Source organism: Nocardia sp. NPDC059236 (assembly GCF_042754085.1).
Taxonomy (GTDB): Bacteria; Actinomycetota; Actinomycetes; order Mycobacteriales; family Mycobacteriaceae; genus Nocardia.
In genome coordinates this window covers 180,692-203,382 of record NZ_JBHZAF010000017.1, presented here as the reverse complement: position 1 = coordinate 203,382, position 22,691 = coordinate 180,692, and the positions used below count along the sequence as shown (strand labels likewise).

Sequence of the window (22,691 nt, the reverse complement as noted above, 5' to 3'; positions counted from 1 at the left end):
CGGGTCGTTTCGATGATCTCAGCATGCGATCGCGCGGGTGGCGCGGCCGCCGTTGGCGAACTGCACCTGCATGTTCATGTGCTTGCTCATCTTGTACACCGGCACCGGGCTACCGCTGACCTGCTCCTTGTAGGCGACGGCGGCGCGGCCCTTCAGGTACCAGCGGCGCGGGGTGTCGTCGGCCTTGGTGAACTGGATGACCGCGTCCTTGCGGCCCAGGCTCACCGGCTGGTGGATGTAGCCGAAACGGAAGGGCTTCACGGTCTTTCCGCGCAGCCGGCGGGCCAGGCTGTCGGCGGCGTAGGCGGCGGTGGGCATCCCGCTCTGGCAGGTGCCGTGCAGCACGCCGAAGGGCATGCGCACCGCGGCGGCGTCGCCGATGGGCAGGATCTCCGGGTGCGAGACCGAGCGCAGGGTGGTGTCGGTGACGATCAATCCGCGCTCGTCCACGGCGATTCCGGCCTGGGCGGCCAGCGGCGACACCTTCACGCCCGCGGTCCACAGGGTCAGGTCCGAGGCGATCAGGTCGCCGGTGGTCAGGCGCACGGCATCGGGCAGCACCTTGGTGACCTGCACACCGACCTTGCGGACGATGCCGAGCCGGTCCAGGGCGCGGTTCAGGTGCCCGCGGGCCTTGTCGCCCATCATGTGGCCGGGTTCCTGGGCGCTGATCAGGGTGACGGTCAGGCCCGGGTGCGATTCGGCGATCTCGGTGGCCGCCTCGATACCGGTCAGACCGCCGCCGACCACGGTGACAGTGCCTGCGGCAGCGGCGATTTCGGTGAGCCGGTGCGAGCAGCGGCGGGCCTGGCGCGGATCGTTGAGGGTCCAGGCGTGGTGGTCGGCGCCGGGCACGATCGAGGTGTCGGTGGTGCTGCCGAGGGCGTAGATCAGGGTGTCGTAGGGCAGATCGGTGGCGTCGTCGAGGGTGACGACGCGGGCCTCGGCGTCGATGGCGACGGCGGCCGCGCGGTGGAAGACCACGCCCGAACCGGCCAGCAGCGCGGGGATGCGGTGCTCGGCCAGTTCCTGCCCGGCGGCGATCTGGTGCATGCGCAGCCGCTCGGTGAAGCGCTCCGAGGGGTTCACCAGTGTGATGTGGGCGTCCAGCTTGCGGGTGCGGCGGGCCAGGCGGATGGCGGCCAGCATGCCGGTGTAGCCGGCGCCGAGGACGACGATTCGGTGAGTGTTGGTGGTGGCGTTCATGGTCGGCTCCGTGGGGCTCGTTCCTGCTGGGTCGGGCATGAGACAGGACAGCCCCGCGGAACGTGACAACCCACCATTGTGAACTGGGTCACAGCGGAACATTCGGGCCCGGTCGCCGGTTGGCAGAGGGGTGGCCGGACCATCCGGCCTGCGGAAACAGCGTCGGAGTGTGAGGTGTGATGGCCGTACAGGTCGAGATCTGGACCGATATCAACTGCCCGTTCTGCTATCTGGGCAAGCGGCGTTTCGAGGAGGCGCTGGAGGCGTTCCCGCATCGGGATGCCGTGTCGGTGGTGCACCGGTCCTTCGAGCTGGACCCGACGTTGCCCCGGGATCACAGCGACGCGGTGGTGCCGCACATCGCGGAGAAGTACGGCATCAGCGAGGCGCAGGCCGCCGCCAATGAGCGCGGCATCGGGGCGCAGGCCGAGGCGGTCGGGCTGCCCTATCTGACCTCGGGACGGGACTTCGGCAACAGCTTCGACATGCATCGGCTGCTGCACTTCGCGCTCGAGAAGGGCAAGCAGGAGCAGCTGCTGGATGCCTTGTACGCGGCCAACTTCGCCGAGGAGGAGCCGCTTTTCGGAGATACCGAACGGCTGGTTCGGGTCGCGGTGTCGGCCGGATTCGACGAGGCCGCCGTACGCGAGGTGCTCGCGGCCCCCGAGGCCTACGCCGATGCGGTGCGTGCCGACGAGGCCGAGGCCGCCCAGCTGGGCGCGCGTGGCGTGCCGTTCTTCGTGCTCGACCGCAAGTACGGGGTGTCGGGCGCGCAGCCGTCGGAGGTGTTCGCGCAGGCGCTGGAACGGGCCTGGAGCGATCACGCGCCGGAGCTCGAGATCGTCGCGGACGGCGAGGCCTGCGGTCCCGACGGTTGCGCGCTGCCGCAACGGGATTGAGCGCGGCTAGCGATCGCCGTCGCGAATGATCCGGTGCCCGAACCCCGAGATGTCCTGCAGGTACGCGCTGCGCTCCCCGGATCGGAGTCGGAGCAGGTCGTCGGCGATCACGAAGCCGTAGGCGACCAGCATCAGGACCACGAGCTGTCCCCATGCCACCCAGGCGATCCCGATCGGAGCGGTGGCCAGGACGGCGATCGCGGCGATGAATCGCAGGCCCGGGTGGGGAAGACCGAGGGCCAGCCGGAACAGGCACTGGCCCAGGAGGAACAGGGCCACGCCACCCGAAAGCGCCAGTGCTGCGGCCGTACTGGCGGGCTGGTTGCCGTGCGCGATGGTCATGGAGATGCCGGCCGCGGTCAGGATGATGCCGAGCACCAGCACGAACAGTGAATAGCCGTAGGCGAGTACGGCGGCGCGGACGCGCGCGTCGCCCCGCAGTGCCCGCAGCCGGTGCTCGCCGCGCTCGTCGTCGAAGCCGAAATAGGCCCACCACAGCACATATCCGAGGGTGAGGCCGAGGCCCGCGGTCGCGACCAGGCCGACGGTGAGGTCCATACCGGTCAGGTTCGCGCCGATGGCCACCACCGATTCGCCCAGCGCGATGATCACGACCAGACCGTGGCGTTCGCAGAAATGGCTGGGGCGGATGATGAATCCCTCGGTGCGGGCCAGGTACGGCGAGACCACCTGCACCGCGACCGCGATCATCCACAGCACGGCGCGCACCCAGCCCTCGGCGATGCCGCCCGCCAGCACCAGCGCCGCGGACACGGCATTGAGCGGCGCGAGACGCAGGATCGCGGAGCTCGCCCCCCGGCTGCCCGACCTCGCGAACATGACGCTGTGCACCGTGTTGATCACGAAGTACCCGAGCCCGAAGGCCAGCCCGGAACCCTGGAACGCACTCGGAATCGCGAGGGCGATGACGAAGAAACCGAACATGCCGATGAGCAGGAAGGTGCGGCGCGACGAATTGCTCGGGGCGACCTCATTGGTGAGGAAGACATACCCGCCGTACATCCACCAGATGATGGCGAACATGAGCGCCACATGCCCCAGCTCGGACCACCCGGGATGGTGGGTGAAGGCGTGGGCGAGCTGGGTGATGGTGAAGACGAAGACGAGGTCGAAGAACAGTTCCAGGGTCGAGGCCCGGACCTGTCCGCCTTCCGCTTCGACCTCGCCGGCTGGGCCGGACATATCGCTGGTCACGTCCAGAGCGTAGAGCCGCCCGGCTCCGGCCGCCGCCTGCGCCCGGCCGCCCTCCCGACGATCCCGCGCTCGGTGCGCTCAGCGCCGCGCCGGCCAGGCGATCGGCCGCCCCGATACCGTGACCGCGGCGAACCCGCGGAGCTCGGCGGGTGCGGGGTTCATGGTTCGACGGTAGGTCCGCAGGGGCGTTGGAGCCGGTCAGCGGTGGTGACGAAACTGTGACGGCGACTGCGGGAATGGCTCGGACCAGGTGATTCGCGGTTCGACGCCGCCTAGGGTGGGGAGATGCGGATTCTGGTGGCGGATGACGATCCCGTGGTGCGCGAGGTGGTGCGGCGGTATCTGGAGCGGGACGGGCTCGAGGTGGTCGAGACCGCGGACGGGCCTGCGACCGCAGCCGTGCTGGCCCGGAACGAGATCGACCTGGCGGTGCTGGATGTGATGATGCCGGCGCCGGATGGGATCGATCTGACGCGGGCTGTGCGGGCGGGGGCGCATCCGGAGACGCCGATCATTCTGCTGACCGCGCTCGGCGAGGAGGACGATCGGGTGGTCGGGTTGCAGGCGGGGGCGGACGACTACGTGACCAAGCCGTTCAGTCCGCGCGAGCTGGCGCTGCGGGTGGCATCGGTGCTGCGGCGCGCGCATCCGCAGCCGGTGGCCGACGAGGTGCTGCGCGGGGACGGGGTGGAGTTGAACCGGGCGGCGCGGACCGTGGTGGCGGGTGGAACGCCGGTCGAATTGACCGCGCGCGAATTCGATCTGCTGGCCTTCCTGCTGGCGCACCAGCGGCGCGTCTTCAGCCGGCAGGAATTGCTCGCCGAGGTGTGGGGCTGGAACTTCGGCGATCTGTCCACGGTCACCGTGCACGTGAAGCGGTTGCGCGCCAAACTGGGCGCCGCCCATCGGATCGAGACGGTGTGGGGTCGCGGATATGCCTGGGGCCGCGCCGATCTCGGTACCGATCCGGGAACCGAGGAGGTGTCCGGTGCCGACTGATACGCCCGGGCTGATCGGGTACGCGCTGGCCGGCACGCTGCCGGTGGTGGTGATCGGCGCACTGTTGCTGCGCTACACCCGCAATCGCGCGATGACCACGAGCATGGCCGTACTGGTGCTGATTCCGACGCTGGCCACGCTGTGCGGGGTGGTGGCGGTGAGCGGGCTCATGTTCGGGGCCGAATTCGAGCGCACGGCAGTGGTATTGGCCGTCGTCACCGCCGTCACGGTACCCGCGGCGATTCTGCTCGGCTGCGAGCAGGCCCGCGCCACGGTGTGGGAGCGCGAGATGCTCGAGCAGGAGCGCGCGGCGGAACGGTCGCGGCGCGAGCTGGTGGCCTGGGTCAGCCACGACCTGCGCACCCCGCTGGCGGGGATTCGCGCCATGGGCGAGGCGCTGCAGGACGGGGTGGTGTCGCGTCCCGAGGATGTGCAGCGGTACGCGGACCAGATTGTGCGCGAGACGAATCGGCTCTCCGCGATGGTGGACGACCTGTTCGAGATGTCGAAGATCAATTCGGGGGCGCTGCGGCTGCAGATGGAGCCGGTCGATCTGCGCGAGCTCATCGACGAGGTGCTGGCGGCCAACCGGCCGACGGCGGACCGCGCCCGGATCACCCTGGCCGCAACGCAACCCGAGGACAAGATCGTGGTGGCGGGCAGCGATCGGGCGCTGGGCCGGGTACTGACCAACCTGGTCGCCAATGCCATCGCGCACACCCCGCCCGGCGGGCGCATCGATATCTCGGCGGGCGCCGACGACGGGCACGCCTGGACCCGGGTCGACGACACCGGGCCCGGCATCTCCGAGGCCGATCTGCCGCGCATCTTCGAGGTCGCGTACCGCGGCAGCTCCGCCCGCTCCCCCGGCGCGGCCGAACTCGGCAGCAGCAGCGGCATGGGATTGGCTATTGCCGCCGGGCTGGTGGCGGCACACCACGGGGACATCACCGCGCAGAATCGTTCCGACGGTGCGCGATTCGAGGTCCGGCTGCCACTGCTGACCACCGCCGGGCGGTGAACAGCAGGTAGGCGGCCACCCCCGCCCAGACCACGGCGAGCGCGACCAGCAGGCCGACCGTGTAGTCACGGTTGAGGATGGTGGCGTTGCCGGGGACCGCGCCCTCACGGCCGAACACCGGGACGGCAATGAGGATCAGGGCCAGGCTGATGAACGCGCCCACGGCGTAGGCGGGCCACCAGCGGGCGGGGAGCACGAGGCGGCCGAGCGCGCCGGCGAGGGCCGCGGCCGGGCCGAAGACCAGGTTCTCGGCGAGGACGACGCCGATGAACCAGATCGCGACCGAGTGCAGGTCCGGGGTGCTCATCTTCAACAGCAGTTCGACGCCGTACGCGGCCAGGCCGATGCCCAGCGCGCCCAGCAGGATTCGGGTGATCGTCACGGCAGTTCCTCGATCGATTTCAGCCATTTGGTCTGCAGGACGCCCGGGCGGCTGGGTGCGATGAGGCGGCAGGGGTAACCGTGGTCGAGGGCCAGGTCTTCGCCATCGAGGCGCAGGGCGATCAGCGTGGCGGCATCCACCACGTGGGTGCGGGGCAGGACGGACGAACCGTAGATGCCGGTCGTCTCCAGGGACACGAAACGCACGTCGCCACCCCCGTATTCGCCCACCCGGGCCAGTAGGTCGCGCAGGCGGACACCGGACCAGTGGCCCTGCGCGCTCCAGCCCTCGACGCAGGCGATGGGCAGTCCGCTGTCGGTCTGCGGCAGGGCCTCCAGGTCGGCGCGGGAGAAACTGTGTTCGCGGCCACCGACTTTCACCGTCAGCGCGTACTGCGGTGAGCGGGCGGTCTCGATGACTCCGGCCGCTGTGGCGGTCCGGTTGATCGGAACACCTTGCGGGCCTTCGCCACTGCGTGGCGCTAGCAGGGAGACCCAGCGCAGGAACGGGATCGACTGCCCTGCCACCGCCAGGCCCGCCACGACCGTGCCCAGCCCGGCCGCGACGAGCACCGCGCGCCGCGAAACACCCGGCTGCGCGCGTTCCGATTCTCCGGTCTGGTCGGCAGCCGGGACAGGATTCTCGATCGGCCGCGAAAGCGCTTGCCGCACAACGGGAAGCTTGACCGCCAGATGCACCAGGACCGCACCGAAGGCCACGTACGCCATGGCGTGATGCGTGGTGGTGAAGAAGAACTTCCACGGGTAGAACTGCGCGGTATTGAACAGCCCGGTCACGATCTCGAACAGCACCGCGCCGATCAGCACTGCCACCGACAGCCGCTCCAGCGCGCCCGGAAGTCCCCGCCGCAAAGACGGTTTGATGAAGAACCGCGGATACACCGACCAGAACTTCACCAGCAGCAGCGGGATCATCATGACCCCGGCCGTCACGTGCGTGCCCTGCGTGAGCCGGTACAGCCACACCGGATGCGCGGGCCACCAGAACCAGTCCGGCGGATGCTGGATCAGGTGGCTGATCAGGCCGGTCACGAACAGGATGGTGAGGCCGACGCCGAGGGCAATGCCCGTCCGCGCGGCCACGGCCGTGGAGCGGGCGGGACTCAGCCGATCGGAAAGCGCGACCGGTAGCAACAGTTGGAGCGGCCCGGCCCCTTCTCCGCCGGGTTGGACCGGCCCGCCGGGCAGTGCGGGTTTATCGGGTGGTGCGGTGGGTTCTGACATGGCGTCCGCGGCGGGGCCGGGTCGGGCGGCCGCCGCGGGCTCCTTTCCAAGCTCGAATCTCAGAGTGGGGCGGGGGTTTTCGCGGTCACCAGGTCGGCGACGGCGCATTTGAAGCGGCCGCGGGACACGGCCGCCACGGAGACGGCGTCGGCATAGCTGTCCACATCGGTGAGGGTGGGGAGGGAGTGGACTCGGAATCCACTGTGGCGCAGGGCTGTTGCGGTGAGCTCGCCGGTGCGGGCGGTCGACATGGGGATGTCGGTGAGCAGCTGCGCCGGGCGCGGCTCGGGGAGACCGAGGGCCCACCAGCCGCCGTCCGCCGCGGGGCCGAGGACCGTATCGCCGGTGGCCACCAGGCGCGCCGCCGAGCGGTTCAGCAGGTCGGCGTCGACCTGCGGGGTGTCCATGCCGATCTGCAGCACCGGGACACCGAACTCGGCGGCATCGACGTGGGCGTTGGCAAGGCGTTCGCCGAAGCTGTCGCCGCGCTGCGGCACCACGGTCACCTCGCGCAGGGCGGCGGCCAGTTCGACCGAACGCTCGGCGCGGTCGAGGTCGCCGGTCCAGGCGACGACGCTGTGCCGGATGCCGCTCCCGCGCACCGCGTCCAGCGTGTCGAGCAGGGCGCAGGCCGCCAGGTAGGCGGCGTCCACCGGCGAGAACGGCGGTGTGAGACGGGTTTTGGCGAACCCGGGGATGGGCGATTTGGCCACCACGAGCATGGTGGCGGGGACATCGGTCGGGTTCATCGCACGCTCCAGAAGTCTCGGGCGGCACGCGCGGTGCCGAGCCAGGAACCGGAGACCTTGGACTCGCCGTGAGTCCGCGGCCGATAGGTGATGTCGCGCTCCAGCACCAGCCAGCCCGCGCGGGCCGCACCGGTGAGCAGGGCGAGTGGATAGCCGGAGCGGGCGTGCAGGTGGCCGAGCGCCTGCAGGCGTTCGCGGCGGGCCACCCGCATGGCGGCGATATCGTGCACCGGCAGGCCGTAGCGGCGCCGCAACCGGAAGGCGAAGGCCCAGTTGCCGATTCGCGCATGCAGGGGTTGCGCACCGGGTACCGCCGCGCGGCGGCGGCCGACCACCATGTCGACGCCGGGACCGAATTCGGCCACCAGCCGCGGAAGTTCGCCCGGATCGAGGGAGCCGTCGCCGTCCAGGACGGCGACCAGTTCAGTGCGGGCGGCGTCGACGCCGGCGTGCACGGCGCTGCCGTAGCCGGGGGTCGATTCGGTCACCACGGTCGCTCCGGCGGCACGCGCGACCTCGGCGGTGCCGTCGGTGGAGCCGTTGTCCACCACGATCACCCGATAGCCCACCGGAATTGCTGACAGTACGCCGGGAAGCGCTTCCGCTTCGTCCCGGCAGGGGATCACCACCGTGACCCCGGGTACGGAGTCCAACTCGGTCATGGCCTCGACCGTACGGCCAATCGGGGTTTTCCGACCCCGGGACACGCATGACGAAAGTATGACAAGAGCAGGAGAAATGGCGATCCGGACAGTTCCGGCGGGTTTCGGAGCCTAGGGTTTCCGGCATGGCGAACGCTTCCGCGACCCGGGTCGCGCGCTACGTCTCCACCCGTGTCGACGGCTATTGCGCGCTCGCGGCTCTCCTCTTGGTCTTTGCCGCCTTTATGTTTCCGCGAATCGAGGGCAAACCCTGGCGGGACCGGCTCTACGCCGAGGCCGCGCCGATCTTCGGTGGCTGGCTGCCGCATCTGGGGTGGGGCACGGTGCCGGCCGTCGCCCTCGCCGCGGCCGTGGTGCGCTTCGGCCCCGATCTGGCACGGCGGCTGTCGTGGGGACGACTGCTGGTGGCGGCGTGGGCGACGGCGGCGGCGTGGGCGTTCGCGCTGGCCATGGTGGACGGTTGGCAGCGCGGCTTCGCCGGGCGGCTCACCACCCGCGACGAGTACCTGCACGAGGTCGGCGGAGTGCACGACATCGGGGCCATGCTGCGCGGATTCTCCGGGCGCATCCTGGATTTCCAGCCCGATTCGTGGACCACCCACGTGTCCGGGCATCCGCCGGGCGCGCTGCTGGTGTTCGTGCTGCTGGACCGGATCGGATTGGGCGGCGGAGCCTGGGCGGGACTGCTGTGCGTACTGGTCGGGACCAGTGCCGCGGCGGCGGTGCCGTTCGCCATCCGGGCGCTGGGATCCGAGCATCGGGCCCGGGCCGCAACACCTTTCCTCGCGCTCATGCCCGCGGTCATCTGGATCGCGGTCTCCGCGGACGGGCTCTTCGCCGGGGTGGGCGCCTGGTCGGTGGCATTGCTGGCGTTGGCGACCCGGCTGGAGCGCGGCTGGGTCCTGCTCGCGCTGGCGTCCGGAGTGCTGTTCGGGTTCACCCTCTTCCTGAATTACGGCCTGGCGCTCATGGTGATTCCGGCCGCGGCGGTGCTGCTGGCCCGGTCGCTGCGGCCCGCGCTGCCGGCGCTCGCGGGTGCGCTGGCGGTGGTGGCAGTCTTCGCGGCGGCGGGGTTCTGGTGGCTCACCGGCTATCACCTCGTGGTGCAGCGCTACTACCAGGGCATTGCCAGCGAGCGGCCCTACTCGTACTGGGTCTGGGGCAATCTCGCGGCGACGGTGTGCGCGGTGGGGCTGGCCACCGCCGCCGCGGGCAGCCGGGTGCTGGTCGAGTTGGACATCCTGCCGGTGCAGCCGTGGCGGAACTGGCTCTCGCGCTGGCGCTCCCACGTCGATCCGGCGGCGCTACTGGCTGCCGCCGGGATCACCGCCATCCTCATCGCGGACATCAGCGGGCTGAGCAAGGCCGAGACCGAACGCATCTGGCTGCCGTTCGATGTGTGGGCACTGTCGGCGACCGCGCTGCTCCCCCGCCACAGCACGCGCTTCTGGCTCGCCGCGCAGGCCGCGGGGGCGCTGCTCGTCAACCACCTGATCCTGACGAATTGGTAATCGCCGCAGCCGAATTCACCGCCAGGTGGGGGCCCCGTTCCCGGCGGCGGAGCGCAACGGCGCGGTCGCGAATTCGGCGAGCCCCAGACTCGGGGTGACGGCGGCGACGAAACCCAGTGAGCGGCGGGCGCGCTCGGGACTCGCCACGATGTGGCGGACGTCGCCGGCGCGGTATTCGCCGGTCACCACGGGCTGCTTGCCGCCGCAGGCGCGGGCCAGGGTGGCCGCCACCTCGCCGATGGTGATCGGGGTACCCGAGGCGATATTGAGCGGGGTGAACGCGCCCAGCGGGTGTTCGAGGGCGGCGACATTGGCCTCCGCGATATCGCGGACGTGAATGAAATCGCGGGCCTGCGTGCCGTCTTCGAACACGCGCGGGGACTCACCCGCCTCGAGTGCGGAGCGGAAGATGGCAGCGACCCCGGAATACGGTGTGTCCCTGGGCATATCAGGTCCGTACACATTGTGGTACCGCAGTGCGGTGACGGTCCCGCCGGTGGCCGCGGCCCAGGCGATGGCGTAGTGCTCCTGGGCCACCTTGGAGGCGGCGTAGAGGCTGCGCGGACGCAGGGGCGCGTCCTCGTCGATGGGCGTCCAGGTGAGGGGACGGCCGTCGGGGCCGCGGTAGTCGAATCGGCCGTTGTCGAGATCGGTGCGGGTACGCGGGGCCGGCTCGGCGGGCACGCCCGCCGAATCGACGTAGCGGCCCTCGCCGTAGACCACCATCGAGGAGGCCAGCACCAGGTGGCGGCAGTGGGCGCGGTGCATGGCCGCGAGCAGCACGGCGGTACCGAGGTCGTTGTGGCTGGCGTAGGCCGGAGCGTCCTGGGCGCTGACGCCCGCGCCGACCACGGCGGCCTGATGACAGACGACATCGATGCCGTGCAGGAGATCGCCGAGGGCGTCCGGGTCGCGCACGTCCACCCGGGCGATGCCGGGCGGGGGCACGGCGGCGGATCCGTGGGCGGCGGCGAGCATGAAGTCGGCCGCGACGACCTCGTGTCCGGCGGCCAGTGCCGCGCGGTGGATGTGCGAGCCGATGAATCCGGCTGCGCCGGTCAGAAGTACACGCATGCGGCGATTCTGGATGGACCGCCGCCGGAATGCGCACGGACTGGCCGACCTCGCGTGATTCGTCACGATTTGGTCAGCGGAATCGGTCAGATATGACCAGATCGCCACGCCGGAAAACGACACGCAGCGGGGTCTTGCCCTGGGCCCGGGATGAGCGCACAATTCATCACGTAGTGAATTCAACACTCGATGAATTGAGGGTGACCGTGACGGCACCAGCGACGACAACCGACGCCATCGCCATCGAGCACCTGGAAGTGCGACGCGGCGGGCAGCAGGTTCTGCAGAACATCTCCCTGACCGTTCCCCGGGGCAGCATCACCGGACTGCTGGGGCCGTCGGGGTGCGGGAAGACGACGCTCATGCGCAGCATCGTCGGGACGCAGATCATCGAATCCGGCTCGGTGTCCGTGCTCGGCGAGGAGGCCGGATCGCGCGGGCTGCGGCGGCGGGTCGGGTACGTGACCCAGGAGCCGAGCATCTACGACGACCTCACCGTGGCCAACAATGTCGCGTATTTCGGTGCGCTGTACGGGGCTTCGTCCGCAGATGTCGAAACGGCGCTGGCCGCCGTGGGTTTGAGCAGTCATGCGGGGCATCACGGCAACGAGCTGTCCGGCGGGCAGCGCACCCGCGTGTCCCTGGCCTGCGCGCTGGTGGCCGATCCGGAGCTGCTGGTGCTCGACGAGCCGACGGTCGGCCTGGACCCGGTACTGCGCGCCGACCTGTGGGAGCAGTTCCAGGCGCTCGCGAAACAGGGCCGGACACTGCTGGTTTCGAGCCACGTCATGGACGAGGCCGAGCACTGCGACCGGTTGCTGCTCATGCGCGAGGGTCGGCTGCTGGCGCAGCTCACGCCCGCCGAATTGCGGTCCGACACCGGCGAATCCAGTTTGGAGAACGCCTTCCTCAAGCTGATCCGGATGGGAGAAGAGCTGTGACCGCGACCCTTTCACGCCCGGCGGGCCCACGGCCACTGGGTTGTTACACCGCCACTACCGTGCGCATCCTGCGGCAGCTGCGCGCCGATCACCGCACCGTCGCCATGATCGTGCTGGTGCCCGCGCTGCTCATGACGCTGCTGTATTTCGTGTACAAGAACTATCCGACCATGCCGGGCGCGCCGCGGCTGTTCGACCGGGTCGGCATCACCATGCTCGGCATCCTGCCCTTCGTGGTCATGTTCCTCATCACCGCCATCGCCATGCAGCGCGAACGGGTTTCGGGCACGCTGGAACGGTTGATGACCACACCGCTGTCCAAGATGGACCTGCTGGCCGGGTACGGGACCGCGTTCTCCATCGCGGCCGCGGTGCAGGCGGCGGTGGCCTGCCTGGTGGCGTTCTGGCTGCTGGGGCTGAACGCGGCGGGCAGCCCGGGGCTGGTGGTGCTGATCGCGGTGGTCGACGCGGTGCTCGGGGTCGCGCTGGGCCTGCTGGCAAGCGCGTTCGCGCGCACCGAGTTTCAGGCCGTACAGTTCATGCCCGTGATCGTGCTGCCGCAATTCTTCCTGTGCGGCCTGCTGGTGCCGCGCGGGCAGCTGCCGAGCTGGCTGGAGGCGATCAGCAATGTGCTGCCGCTCAGCTACGCCGTCGACGCGCTGGAGCAGGTGTCCACGCACACCGGGGCCACCGCGCAGATGTGGCGGGATGTGCTGATCGTGGCCGTCTTCGCCGCCGTCGCACTGGGATTGGGCGCGGCCACCCTACGCCGGCGCACCGCATGATCGGGAGACACGCGGCGTGAGCGGAGGCAACGGGACCCGCAGCGGACGGCGTCCGGGCAATTCCGGCACCCGGGAGGCGATTCTGGACGCCGCCCGGGTGCGCTTCGCCGAAGTCGGCTTCGACCGCGCCTCCATCCGCTCCATCGCCACCGCGGCCGGAGTGGATCCCGCACTGGTACACCACTACTTCGGTACCAAACACCAATTGTTCGCCGCCGCCCTGCAACTCCCCGTCGACCCCCAGACCATCCTCGCCGGCTTCGCCGCCGTCCCCGTCGAAAACCTGGGCGCCCACATCATCCGCACCGTCGTCGGCATCTGGGACTCCCCCGTCGGCATGCCCGCCGTAGCCGCCTTCCGCAGCCTCCTCGCCAGCGACGACCCCACCCTGGCCCGCACCTTCCTCCTGGAAATAGTCCTGAAAGAGATTCGCCCCCTGGTCGATTCACCCCCCGGCACCGGCGCCCAGCGCGCCGCCCTCGCCGCCTCCCAACTGGCCGGCCTCCTGGTAACCCGCAAAATCCTCCGCCTGGAGCCCATCGCCTCCATGCCCGTCGAAGACCTCGCCACCACCATCGGCCCCACCCTGCAACGCTATTTCACCGGCGATCTCCCCCAGCAGGGCTGACCCCGCCCGAGACATCCACCGATGGAAGGGGCGGTGGGGGGATCAGGATTGGGTCAGGAAGAACGTGTGTTCGTCGTCGGAGACGTCGCGGGCCTCGTCGACGAGGAGGACCGGGATGCCGTTGTCGACCGGGTAGGCGCGGCGCAGGCGGGGGTTGTAGAGCACGGTGTCACCGGTGGCGGTGTGGACCAGCTGCAGGGGGCCCTTGTCCTGGGGGCAGGCGAGCAGACTCAGCAGGGTGGGGTCCAGGGTTTCCTCCGACATGTCCGACAACCTACCGGTCGGCGGGGGCGGGAGGGGAATCGGCGGGGCGGCGGAAGCTGATGTGGCGGTGGCCGAAGTAGCTGGCCACCGCGACCAGGCCCATGACCACCACGGCGGCCGGTTTGGCGGGGGCGTGCAGCAGGGAGACAGCCAGTTGCAGCAGCACCATGTTCAGCACCATGCCGACCGCGTTCACGCCGACGAAGGCCACGAAGTCGCGCAGCAGGTGGCCACGCACCCGGAACACCAGGGTGCGGTGCAGGACGAAGGCCACCACCATGCTGACCGCGTAGGCCAGCGCCACCGACAGGGCGGCGGCCACGTCCTTGGACACCACGCCGCCGAGGACGGTCAGCCACACGATGGTGAGCACCATGCCCATCAGCGTGTTGAAGCCGCCGACCAGGGCGAAGGCGACCTCCTGCCGCCGCACCAGGCGGAGCAGCGGCCCAGCCGGAGCGGGCTCGGCGCCGGTGAGCGAGGGGCGCGTCTCGGTCACTTGGCGGTGCCCACCAGTTCGCGGTCCGGATCGTCGTCGAGCTGTTCGGCGGCGGGCACGTCCGGTCCGCGCCGACGCGAGCGAACGTACAACCACTGGAGCAACCCGAGGCCGACGAGTCCGCCCGCGGCACTGCCGATTCCGATCTTCCAGCCCGGCGGCCGCCAGCTCACCTCCAGCACGGCCTTGTCGGTGCCGGCCGGAATATCCACGGCCACGAAGACTTTCGCGACGGTGTGGAACGGGACGGTCTTGCCGTTGAGGGTGACGCGGTAGCCGGGCCAGCCCAGGCGCGCGAAGGTGACGCGGCCGCCGGCCTCCGAGGAGACCTGCACACGGCTGGTGGTGTCGGTCTCGTCGAGCGAGGTGGCGGTGACGTCGTGGGCGTCGCCGACGCGGCCGTTGACCGTGGAGATCGGGCCGTTGTCGCGCTCGAGCACCCAGATGTACTTCTCGTGCCCGGGCACGTCGACGAAGTGCCAGCCCTCCGGGGCGGGTTGGTCACCGGCGTCGGGGAACATGGCCTTCTGCAACACCACCCGGTCGATCAGCATGAGGTCGGCGAGGGTGCGGCCGGTGGTCGGCTCGGCGCTGAACAGCCGGCGGTACGCGTCGGGGCAGACGCTGGAGTCCCAGCGCATGCAGAGCATTTCGCCGAAGTAGAAGTGCCCGTTGGGCGTATAGCCGTTGACGTAGTCCTGCTGCAGGTCCTTGGCGTAGTTGCCCCACACCAGCGACCCGTACGCGCCCTGCAGGGTCTTGTCGGCGGGCTGCAGCAGGCCGCGGTCGGAGAGCTGAAGGGTGGTGCCGGCCTGGAACTTCGGGAAGGCGGCCATGGCCTCGTTGCGGTCGGCGGGCAGGTTCCACGACATGGGCGTGGGCTGCACCCACCACACCTGGAACCAGGCGATCGGCACCATGGCGGCGATGACCAGCGCGGTGGCTCCGGTGGCGCCGCGGGTGCGGCCCAGCCACACCGCGCCGAACCCGAGGGCGATCACCACGGCGGCCGAGCCCAGGTGCCACAGCACCTGGTGCGGGTCGGCGGAGAAGGTGCGCACCCACAGCGCCAGGACCAGCACCAGCGCCGAGATGATCCGCGTGTTGCGGTCCCGCAGCGTGGCGAAGCGGCCCAGCAGCACGCACACCAGCACGAGCAGACCCAGCGCCAGCATGGGCAGCACGCGGGCGGGCCAGCGCAGCGGGCCGACGGTGCCGGGCCCGGCGGTCCACATGAGCGCCATCAGCGCGAACAGGGCAATCGCGACGAACTGCTTCCAGTGTTTCTGCGCCGCTTTCCAATCCACGAACGCCAGCGCCGGGATCAGGAACCAGGCGATGTAGGTCATGGGCAGCGGCTGGACGTAGCCCCACCACGAGGTGAACGCCGGCATGGTGGTCGGCAGGCTGGCGTTCAGCGATTCGGACCACGGCACGGTCAGGAACTGGTCGTTATTGATCTGCGAATTGCCGCGCCAGCTCACCTGCGCCGACAGCATCGAGGGCAGGAAGGTCAGCAGACCCGCCGCGCCCGCGCAGGCCGCCGCGGCGGCCAGGCGCAGCAGCGGGCCGAACGCGTCGCGCCACTGCGGCCAGGTCCGCGGCCCCCGGCACACCAGGTAGCCGACGGCCACCGCGATCAGCACGAGCACGGCCTCGACCGCGGGGAACACGTACTGCACCGAGATCGCCAGGTACAGGTACACGAAGACCGGGATCGGACCGCCCTGGCCGCGCAGGTAGCGCTCCGCGGACGCCCAGGCATGGATCATCCAGGCGGTGCCGGCCATGGCGGTGAACCAGCTGGCCGAGTCGAAGAACAGGAAGAAACCGGTGAACGGCATGGCCACCCCGGCCACCGCGGCCCACTGCGGGCGGGCGCCGTACACCAGGCACACCCGGTACACGCCGAGCCCGGTGATGATCGCGAAGACCAGTTTCACGATGGTCGCGTACACGGCCAGGTTGGGCACCGAGGGCGCGATCAGATCGATCAGCAGCTGCGGCGGGTTGAACAGTCCCGCTTCCTCATTGGTGTAGTTGCCCGTCATCCACTGGTCCGGAATCAGCAGCGGGAAATGGCCGTCACGGAAGGCGCGGCCGAAGAACACCCACAGGCCCGTGTACTGGGATTCGGAGTCGTCGGTGAAGAAGTGGCGGGAGTTGGCCAGGATGACAGCCAGATACCCCAGGGTCACCCCGATCGAAGTGACGATGCCCCAGCGGTACACCTGACGCCGAGCCGCCTTGTCGTCCTGCCCGGATTCGGCGGCCCCGACCACCTTGGAAACTGAGCTTTCCACCACGAGTTCCAGACCCTACAGGGCGGCGATGTCGATGGCACTTACGCCGGTCCGTTGCGGGATGGACATAGGGAATGATGGCCGGGTGTCAACACTTCGCCCCGAATGCCGCGCCGAGCAGCGTGTTAGAGTTCAGCGCGGCTCGGGCTCCGGTTTCCGGGCTGGAGTTCCGGCGCACACCGTCATCGAAAGTACATTCAGCTGATGCCGATTCCGTCCGCCCGCACCTACGCGAGCGACCCCAGCGTGACCTCCGGCAGCGAACGCCCGGCGCGGGTGCACGCGGTCTCCGTCGTGGTGCCCGTGTACCGCGGCGAGGAGACGATCGCCGCACTGGTCAGCGAGCTGGACAAGCTCGGGGAGCCGGTCACCACGCCGCAGGGCGCCACCTTCCGGGTCGAGGAGATCGTGCTGGTGCACGATCACGGGCCCGACCGCTCCGACGTGGTGCTGCAGGAGCTCGCCGAAACCTACCCGCAGGTGCGGGTGGTGTGGTTGAGCCGCAACTACGGCCAGGATGCCGCCACCATCGCCGGTATGGCCGCCGCGCAGGGCGACTGGACCGTCACCATGGACGAGGACGGCCAGCACGATCCGGCCTTCATCGCCGACTTCCTGGACGCGGCGCTCGAGCAGCGCGCCGATCTGGTCTATTCCAAGCCGGTCAACACCCGCCCGCACGGCTTCCTGCGGAATGTCACCTCGCGCGGCGCGAAGATCGTGCTGGCGACGTTGTTCGCGTTCCCGGACTCCACCCGCTTCGAGAGCTACCGGCTGATCCGCGGCGATATCGCGCGGCAGCTGGCGCAGGTCGCCTCCAATGGCGTGTACCTGGATGTGGCGCTCACCTGGGTGGTGGGCGAGGCGGCGCAGGTGCCGGTGCAGTTGCGCGCGGAGGGCCGCGAGGAGTCCGGTTACAACTACCGGCGGCTGTTCTCGCTGTTCTGGAAGATGGTGCTGTGCAGCGGAACTCGCGGCCTGCGGCTGGTGAGCATGCTGGGTGTGACGCTGGCGCTGGGCGGGCTGGCCATGGCCGGGTGGGTGGTGTACCACCGGCTGACCGACAGTGGCACCGACCCCGAGGGCTGGGCCTCGCTCATGACGGTGCTGCTGCTGTGCTCGGGCGCGGTGCTGTTCTCGCTGGGTCTGATCGCCGAATACCTCGGTGTGGCACTGCATGTGCTGGTCGGCAAGCCGCTGTATCTGACGGTGGATTCGCCGACGCCGCGGCCGCAGCAGTTGCGCGGCGGAATCCGCTACGACGGTGGAAGTCACCACAACGGCACGACGAATCGGTTCGACGAAGACATCGAGGGGGAGCTCCGCGCGTGAGCAGTGACCGCATCATCTTCAGCCGCCCGTTCCGCGCCGCGCGCGAGCTGCCGAATGTGGAGGCCGTGCTGTCCTCGGACCACAGCCACGGCGACGGTCCCTTCACCGCGACGGCCACCACGAAGCTGCGTGACATCACCGGCGCGCCGCACGCGCTGCTCACCACCTCGTGCACGCACGCGCTCGAAATGGCCGGGCTGCTGCTGGAACTCGGGCCCGAGGACGAGGTGATCGTGCCGAGTTTCGCGTTCACCTCCAGCGCGACGGCCATGGCGCTGCGCGGCGCGACCGTGGTGTTCGCCGATATCGACGCCGCCACCGGCAATCTGGATCCGGAGTCGGTGGCCGCGGCGGTCACCCCGCGCACCAAGGCCGTCATGGTCATCCACTACGGCGGTGTGGCCGCGGACATGGAGGGCCTGCAGCGACTGGCCGCCGCGCACGGCTTCGCCATCATCGAGGACAACGCGCACGGCCTGGGCGGCTACTACCGGGGCCGCCCGCTGGGCACCATCGGCACCGTGGGCGCGCTGTCCTTCCACGACACCAAGAACGTGCACTGCGGTGAGGGCGGCGCGGTGCTGCTCACCGACGAAATCCTCATGGCGCGTGCGGAAATCATTCGCGAGAAGGGCACCGACCGGGCCCGCTTCCTGCGCGGCGCGGTGGACAAGTACTCCTGGCAGGACATCGGATCCTCCTACCTGCCCAGTGAATTGAACGCCGCCGTCCTCGACGCCCAGCTCGCCGAGTTCGACACCATCCAGCGCAACCGCCACCGCGTGTGGGACACCTACGCCGCCGCGCTCCCGGACTGGGCCGCCCGCAACGACATTCGCCTCATGACGGTGCCGTCGGACCGCGAGCACACCGCGCACCTGTACTACCTGCGCGTCCCCACCGAGCACCGCCGCGACGACCTCATCGCGCACCTGTCCCAGCGCGGCATCGTGGCCCCCTTCCACTACGTCCCCCTGGACTCCTCCCCCGCCGGCCTCAAGCTCGGCCGCACCCCGTTCCCGTGCGCGCGCAGCGCCGAGTTCTCGGCCACCCTGGTGCGGCTCCCCCTGTGGCCGGGCCTGACCGAGGAGCAGCTGACCCGCGTCGTCGACGGCGTCACCAGCTTCACCGTCTAGTAGCCGCGGGCCCGGCGGCATCGCGGATGCCGCACAAGGGGTCCGCGTCAGGGGCGCGCGGCAATACGGTTTCGGTAGCGGTCGATGTCGGCGTTCAGGCGCGCGAGGGAGTCGGCGAGGGCGGTGACCTCCTCGTCGGTCCAGTCGGCGACGATCTCGTCGAGATGGCGGATGCTCTGTGCGCGTTCACCGTTCAGGCGGGACGCGCCTTCCAGGGTGAGGCGGAACTTGCGGGCGATGCCGCCGTCGGGGTCGGGGATGCGGTCGGCGAGACCGGCGCGCAGCAGCGCCGCGGTCTGCCGGTTCAGGGTGGAGACGTCGAGGCCGAGGATTTCGCTGAGCCGGCCGATGGACATCGGGCCGTCGGCCTCGAGCAGGCTCAGCAGCAGGTAGGCGCTGCGATCGAGGCTGGTGTCGGCCGCCTTGCGCGCGATGAGGCTGAAACGGCCCATCAGCATGGTCTGGAACTCCAGCAATTCGGTGGGCTTGGGCACGTCCCGTCCTTCCGCGATCCGCATTGACCTGCGGGTTCAACCCCTGTTCACCCACACCCTAGCGTTGTGCATCCACCACTGCATGTGCATATTGCACTTTATGTGTACAGTACACATGGTTACGCATCGTGAGGAGATCCCATGACCCAACCCGATTCCGCTACGGCGTCCGGCTCGACGCCGGCGCGCACGGGCGCGGGCCGCACCCTCGCGGTGCTCGCCTACGCCGGTGTCATCGCGTCGCTCATGCAGACGCTGGTGGTGCCGCTGCTGGGTGAGCTACCCCGCATCTTGAATACGTCGGCCTCGAACACCAGCTGGGTGGTCACCATCACGCTGCTCGTCGCGGCCGTCGCCACCCCCGTCGCGGGCCGGCTCGGCGACATGTACGGCAAACGGCGCATGATGATCGCCTCCACCATTCCGCTCATCGTCGGGTCGATCGTGTGCGCGGTGTCCGGTTCGCTGGTGTCGATGATCGTCGGCCGCGGCCTGCAGGGACTCGGCGTCGGCATCATCCCGCTCGCCATCGCCCTGCTGCGCGATGTGATGCCCGCCGAACGGCTCGGCTCGTCGATCGCGCTGATCAGCTCGTCGCTGGGCATCGGCGGCGCACTGGGCCTGCCGATCGCCTCGGCCGTCACCCAGTACAGCAGCTGGCGTGTGATGTTCTGGGTCGCAGCGGGTCTGGTGGGCATCGCCACCGCGTTGATCGTGACCCTGGTGCCCGAGGGCAGCTCGGAAGGACCGTCGGGACGTTTCGACCTGCCAGGCGCGGTGCTGCTCGGCGCCGGTCTGGTGTCGTTCCTGCTGCCCGTGTCGAAGGGCGCGACCTGGGGCTGGACCAGCGGTACCACGCTGGGGTTGTTCGCTGCGGCGGTCGTCATCCTGCTGGCCTGGGGCTGGTGGGAGCTGCGGTCGCCCGAGCCGCTGGTGGACCTGCGCACCACCGCGCGTCCGCAGGTGCTGGTCACCAACCTCGCGAGTATCGCGATCGGTGTCGGCATGTACGCGCTGCAGTTGAGCATGCCGCAGCTGTTGCAGCTGCCGACGTCGCTCGGTTACGGCCTGGGCCAGTCGATGATCATGATGGGTCTGTGGATGGCGCCCGGCGGCATCATGATGATGCTCATCTCACCGGTGGGCGCCCGCCTGTCCGCCGCGCGCGGCCCGAAGATCACCCTGTTCACCGGCGCGTTGACCATGGCGGCCGGTTACGGGGTGGCACAGCTGACGATGGGCTCCACCTGGGGTCTGGAGCTGGTGAACATCATCTGCAGCACGGGTGTCGCGCTCGCGTACGGCGCGATGCCGGCGCTGATCATGAGTGGGGTGCCGCTGTCGGAGACGGCCGCTGCCAACAGCTTCAACACCCTGATGCGCTCGATCGGCACCTCCGTCTCCTCGGCGGTCGTGGGCGCGGTGCTGGCACAGCTGACCATCTCGGTTGGCGGCCATGCCATTCCGACCGAGAACGGCTTCCGCACGGTGTTCCTGATCGGCAGCGCAGCCTGCCTGGTGTCCGCGGTGATCGCGCTCGCGATCCCGGCCCGGAAGGCGGTCGCGGCCCGCACCACCGCAGCAGCCGAGCCACAGAAGGTACTGGCGGAGAACTGAACCGGAACGCAAGGAGCACGGCCGATTTTCGAAAGCCCGGTCTACGACCGGGCTTTCGTGCGGTGCGAGCTCAGGCGGGCTGGTCGCGCAGTTCCGGGGGCTGCCAGCCGGGCGGGGCGAAGATGTAGCCGAGTTTGTTGCGGTAGCCCTCGGCGGTGCGGACATCCCGGATGATGTTGCCGTACTCGTGGTATTGCAGCTTCAGGAGGTTGTAGGTGCCGACCGGTTTGGTGAGACCGTAGGTGGGGCGGTGCATTTCGGGCTGGAAAGTGCCGAACATGCGGTCCCAGATGATGAGGATGCCGGCGTAGTTCTTGTCGAGGTATTCGGGGTCGCTGCCGTGGTGGACGCGGTGGTGGGACGGGGTGTTGAAGACGAATTCGATGGGGGCCCAGAGCTTTCCGATGGTCTCGGTGTGGGTGAAGAACTGGTAGATCAGGTTGAGGGTGAAAGCGATGTAGATCGTCCAGGGGGCGAAGCCCAGCAGCGGCAGGGGCGCCCAGAAGATGGCCTCGGACCACGGATTCCACTTCTGCCGCAAGGCGGTTCCGAAGTTGAAGTACTCGCTCGAGTGGTGGGCCTGATGGGCGGCCCAGCCGATGCGGACGCGGTGGGAGAAGCGGTGGTTGAGATAGAAGAGCAGGTCGAGCACCACCGTCAGCAGCACCCAGCTCCACCAGGCGCCGGTCGGAAGGTGCCACGGCGCGAGATAGGTCCATATCAGGACGAACAGCACCAGGCTGGCCGTCTTGAACACGAAGGACGAGACCATCGAGCCCATACCCATGCTCAGACTGGTACGGGTGTCGGGGGTCAGGTACCCGGTCGTCTGCTCGCGGTCACTGTCGCGCAGTGTCACCGCCTCCACCGCGATGCACAGCAGGAACACCGGGATCGCGTAGAGCAGCGGCGTGTTGATCTCGTGCCAGACCTGCGACAACATCGGACCTCCATGAATTGACCGATTCGTAAGTTACCAATCGGTCAATTCAATGGCAAGAGCCCGAACCGAACCGCTCCCGGTCGGATCAGGTGAGCGCGGCGAACAGGCGGGCACTGCGCGCGATCATGGCCTCGGCCGTCTCGTCGGGATGACCCAGCCACCAGTCGACGAGGGCGGCGACCAGCCCGGTCCACACCGCGATCAGCGCGGACAGATCCTGCGGGTCGGTCAGCCCGTGTCCCGTCACGAACGCACCCACACCCTGATCGGTCTGGGCCGCGATGCGTGCACGCGCGGCCAGCGCCGCGTCCGCCGCGGGCCCCTCGGCCGGATGGGACTGGTCGTGCACGACCTTCCAGTCGTAGGGCCGCGGCTCCAGCGCGGTGAAGATCGCGGCCAGCGTGCGCTCGGCCATCTCCAGCGAGGCCGTCCCCGAGATGGCCTCGTCGATCGCGTCCCCGAGCACGCCCGCGGCCCGCTCCACACAGGCCACGTACAACCCGTCCTTGGACCCGAAATACCCGTACACCAACGGTTTCGACACCCCGGCCCCCGCCGCCACCACGGCCGGTGACAGCCCCGCGTACCCGACCCGCGCGATCTCCGCGGCCGCCACATCGAGGATCTGCGCCTCCCGCTCGGCTCGCGGCACCCCCTTGGTCCCCGCCGTGCCGACCCGCTTCACGGCTCCGCTCCCACCTCCGACATCCGATCGCATGCTCGAAAATTACCATTCGGTCAATTCGATGAATCGCAGGCGAAATGCGAACGCGCCCCGGCCCTGCCG

Annotated in this window: 23 protein-coding genes; 10 read left to right on the top strand and 13 right to left on the bottom strand. The window is 69.5% G+C overall.

Going from position 1 to position 22,691, the window contains the following annotated elements:
* Nucleotides 1-18: 18 nt before the first annotated feature.
* Nucleotides 19-1,206 (bottom strand): NAD(P)/FAD-dependent oxidoreductase, encoded by a 1,188-nt coding sequence (locus tag ACFXIV_RS35445; protein WP_379402693.1) that lies wholly within the window; start codon nucleotides 1,204-1,206, stop codon nucleotides 19-21.
* A gap of 179 nt (nucleotides 1,207-1,385) precedes the next feature.
* On the opposite strand from ACFXIV_RS35445, the gene ACFXIV_RS35440 reads away from it, so the two are divergent.
* Nucleotides 1,386-2,105 (top strand): DsbA family oxidoreductase, encoded by a 720-nt coding sequence (locus ACFXIV_RS35440; RefSeq protein WP_379402694.1) that lies wholly within the window; start codon nucleotides 1,386-1,388, stop codon nucleotides 2,103-2,105.
* Nucleotides 2,106-2,111: 6 nt separating this feature from the next.
* Here the strand turns inward: ACFXIV_RS35440 and ACFXIV_RS35435 are convergent, their stop codons facing one another.
* Nucleotides 2,112-3,320, bottom strand: coding sequence for a low temperature requirement protein A (locus tag ACFXIV_RS35435; RefSeq protein WP_379402695.1), 1,209 nt, complete (start codon nucleotides 3,318-3,320; stop codon nucleotides 2,112-2,114).
* 285 nt (nucleotides 3,321-3,605) lie between these two features.
* On the opposite strand from ACFXIV_RS35435, the gene ACFXIV_RS35430 reads away from it, so the two are divergent.
* Both ACFXIV_RS35430 and ACFXIV_RS35425 read left to right on the top strand, forming a co-directional pair.
* The gene (locus tag ACFXIV_RS35430; protein WP_379402696.1) at nucleotides 3,606-4,319 is read left to right on the top strand and encodes a response regulator transcription factor; all 714 of its coding nucleotides are present in this window, start codon (nucleotides 3,606-3,608) and stop codon (nucleotides 4,317-4,319) included.
* A complete protein-coding gene (locus tag ACFXIV_RS35425; RefSeq protein WP_379402697.1) occupies nucleotides 4,309-5,340 on the top strand; it encodes a sensor histidine kinase in 1,032 nt (343 codons plus the stop codon). Before ACFXIV_RS35430 ends, ACFXIV_RS35425 begins: the two co-directional genes overlap by 11 nt.
* On the opposite strand, the gene ACFXIV_RS35420 is transcribed toward ACFXIV_RS35425, so the two are convergent.
* From ACFXIV_RS35420 to ACFXIV_RS35405, 4 genes are read right to left on the bottom strand one after another with little or no spacing between them, the layout of a single operon-like run.
* Nucleotides 5,267-5,722 (bottom strand): hypothetical protein, encoded by a 456-nt coding sequence (locus ACFXIV_RS35420; RefSeq protein ID WP_379402698.1) that lies wholly within the window; start codon nucleotides 5,720-5,722, stop codon nucleotides 5,267-5,269. The genes ACFXIV_RS35425 and ACFXIV_RS35420 overlap by 74 nt on opposite strands.
* On the bottom strand, nucleotides 5,719-6,966 hold the full coding sequence (locus ACFXIV_RS35415; RefSeq protein ID WP_379402699.1) for a molybdopterin-dependent oxidoreductase: 1,248 nt from the start codon (nucleotides 6,964-6,966) through the stop codon (nucleotides 5,719-5,721). Before ACFXIV_RS35415 ends, ACFXIV_RS35420 begins: the two co-directional genes overlap by 4 nt.
* Nucleotides 6,967-7,025: 59 nt before the next feature.
* Entirely contained in the window at nucleotides 7,026-7,715 is a 690-nt protein-coding gene (locus ACFXIV_RS35410; RefSeq protein WP_379402700.1) for a DUF2064 domain-containing protein, read from the bottom strand.
* On the bottom strand, nucleotides 7,712-8,377 hold the full coding sequence (locus ACFXIV_RS35405; RefSeq protein ID WP_379402701.1) for a glycosyltransferase family 2 protein: 666 nt from the start codon (nucleotides 8,375-8,377) through the stop codon (nucleotides 7,712-7,714). Before ACFXIV_RS35405 ends, ACFXIV_RS35410 begins: the two co-directional genes overlap by 4 nt.
* A 125-nt stretch (nucleotides 8,378-8,502) precedes the next feature.
* Between ACFXIV_RS35405 and ACFXIV_RS35400 the strand changes: the two genes are divergently transcribed.
* Nucleotides 8,503-9,888: a hypothetical protein gene (locus ACFXIV_RS35400; protein ID WP_379402702.1), complete on the top strand. Its 1,386-nt coding sequence runs from the start codon at nucleotides 8,503-8,505 to the stop codon at nucleotides 9,886-9,888.
* 15 nt (nucleotides 9,889-9,903) lie between these two features.
* Here ACFXIV_RS35400 and ACFXIV_RS35395 read toward each other — a convergent pair whose 3' ends face one another.
* On the bottom strand, nucleotides 9,904-10,962 hold the full coding sequence (locus ACFXIV_RS35395) for an NAD-dependent epimerase/dehydratase family protein (protein WP_379402703.1): 1,059 nt from the start codon (nucleotides 10,960-10,962) through the stop codon (nucleotides 9,904-9,906).
* 206 nt (nucleotides 10,963-11,168) lie between these two features.
* Between ACFXIV_RS35395 and ACFXIV_RS35390 the strand changes: the two genes are divergently transcribed.
* The 3 genes from ACFXIV_RS35390 to ACFXIV_RS35380 are packed head-to-tail and all read left to right on the top strand — an operon-like array spanning nucleotide 11,169 to nucleotide 13,316.
* Nucleotides 11,169-11,903: an ABC transporter ATP-binding protein gene (locus tag ACFXIV_RS35390; protein ID WP_379402704.1), complete on the top strand. Its 735-nt coding sequence runs from the start codon at nucleotides 11,169-11,171 to the stop codon at nucleotides 11,901-11,903.
* The gene (locus ACFXIV_RS35385) at nucleotides 11,900-12,688 is read left to right on the top strand and encodes an ABC transporter permease (RefSeq protein ID WP_379402705.1); all 789 of its coding nucleotides are present in this window, start codon (nucleotides 11,900-11,902) and stop codon (nucleotides 12,686-12,688) included. Before ACFXIV_RS35390 ends, ACFXIV_RS35385 begins: the two co-directional genes overlap by 4 nt.
* A gap of 16 nt (nucleotides 12,689-12,704) precedes the next feature.
* Nucleotides 12,705-13,316 (top strand): TetR family transcriptional regulator, encoded by a 612-nt coding sequence (locus ACFXIV_RS35380; protein ID WP_379402706.1) that lies wholly within the window; start codon nucleotides 12,705-12,707, stop codon nucleotides 13,314-13,316.
* Between the two features lie 42 nt (nucleotides 13,317-13,358).
* Here the strand turns inward: ACFXIV_RS35380 and ACFXIV_RS35375 are convergent, their stop codons facing one another.
* Genes ACFXIV_RS35375 through ACFXIV_RS35365 form a run of 3 tightly spaced genes read right to left on the bottom strand, consistent with a single transcriptional unit; the run spans nucleotide 13,359 to nucleotide 16,310 of the window.
* On the bottom strand, nucleotides 13,359-13,580 hold the full coding sequence (locus ACFXIV_RS35375) for a Trm112 family protein (protein WP_379402707.1): 222 nt from the start codon (nucleotides 13,578-13,580) through the stop codon (nucleotides 13,359-13,361).
* A 10-nt stretch (nucleotides 13,581-13,590) separates the two neighbouring features.
* Nucleotides 13,591-14,079 (bottom strand): GtrA family protein, encoded by a 489-nt coding sequence (locus ACFXIV_RS35370; protein WP_379402708.1) that lies wholly within the window; start codon nucleotides 14,077-14,079, stop codon nucleotides 13,591-13,593.
* Nucleotides 14,076-16,310 (bottom strand): hypothetical protein, encoded by a 2,235-nt coding sequence (locus tag ACFXIV_RS35365; protein WP_379402756.1) that lies wholly within the window; start codon nucleotides 16,308-16,310, stop codon nucleotides 14,076-14,078. The genes ACFXIV_RS35370 and ACFXIV_RS35365 overlap by 4 nt, the downstream gene beginning before the upstream one ends.
* A gap of 348 nt (nucleotides 16,311-16,658) precedes the next feature.
* Between ACFXIV_RS35365 and ACFXIV_RS35360 the strand changes: the two genes are divergently transcribed.
* Both ACFXIV_RS35360 and rffA read left to right on the top strand, forming a co-directional pair.
* The gene (locus ACFXIV_RS35360; RefSeq protein ID WP_379402757.1) at nucleotides 16,659-17,714 is read left to right on the top strand and encodes a glycosyltransferase; all 1,056 of its coding nucleotides are present in this window, start codon (nucleotides 16,659-16,661) and stop codon (nucleotides 17,712-17,714) included.
* A complete protein-coding gene (gene rffA / locus ACFXIV_RS35355) occupies nucleotides 17,711-18,850 on the top strand; it encodes a dTDP-4-amino-4,6-dideoxygalactose transaminase (protein WP_379402709.1) in 1,140 nt (379 codons plus the stop codon). The genes ACFXIV_RS35360 and rffA overlap by 4 nt, the downstream gene beginning before the upstream one ends.
* Nucleotides 18,851-18,897: 47 nt before the next feature.
* On the opposite strand, the gene ACFXIV_RS35350 is transcribed toward rffA, so the two are convergent.
* Nucleotides 18,898-19,344, bottom strand: a complete 447-nt coding sequence (locus ACFXIV_RS35350) for a MarR family winged helix-turn-helix transcriptional regulator (RefSeq protein ID WP_379402710.1) — start codon at nucleotides 19,342-19,344, stop codon at nucleotides 18,898-18,900.
* A gap of 141 nt (nucleotides 19,345-19,485) precedes the next feature.
* Here ACFXIV_RS35350 and ACFXIV_RS35345 point away from each other — a divergent pair, with 141 nt between their 5' ends.
* Nucleotides 19,486-20,961: an MFS transporter gene (locus tag ACFXIV_RS35345; RefSeq protein ID WP_379402711.1), complete on the top strand. Its 1,476-nt coding sequence runs from the start codon at nucleotides 19,486-19,488 to the stop codon at nucleotides 20,959-20,961.
* Between the two features lie 70 nt (nucleotides 20,962-21,031).
* Here the strand turns inward: ACFXIV_RS35345 and ACFXIV_RS35340 are convergent, their stop codons facing one another.
* Nucleotides 21,032-21,904, bottom strand: coding sequence for a sterol desaturase family protein (locus ACFXIV_RS35340; RefSeq protein WP_379402712.1), 873 nt, complete (start codon nucleotides 21,902-21,904; stop codon nucleotides 21,032-21,034).
* Between the two features lie 85 nt (nucleotides 21,905-21,989).
* Nucleotides 21,990-22,589, bottom strand: coding sequence for a TetR/AcrR family transcriptional regulator (locus ACFXIV_RS35335; protein ID WP_379389415.1), 600 nt, complete (start codon nucleotides 22,587-22,589; stop codon nucleotides 21,990-21,992).
* Nucleotides 22,590-22,691 lie beyond the last annotated feature (102 nt).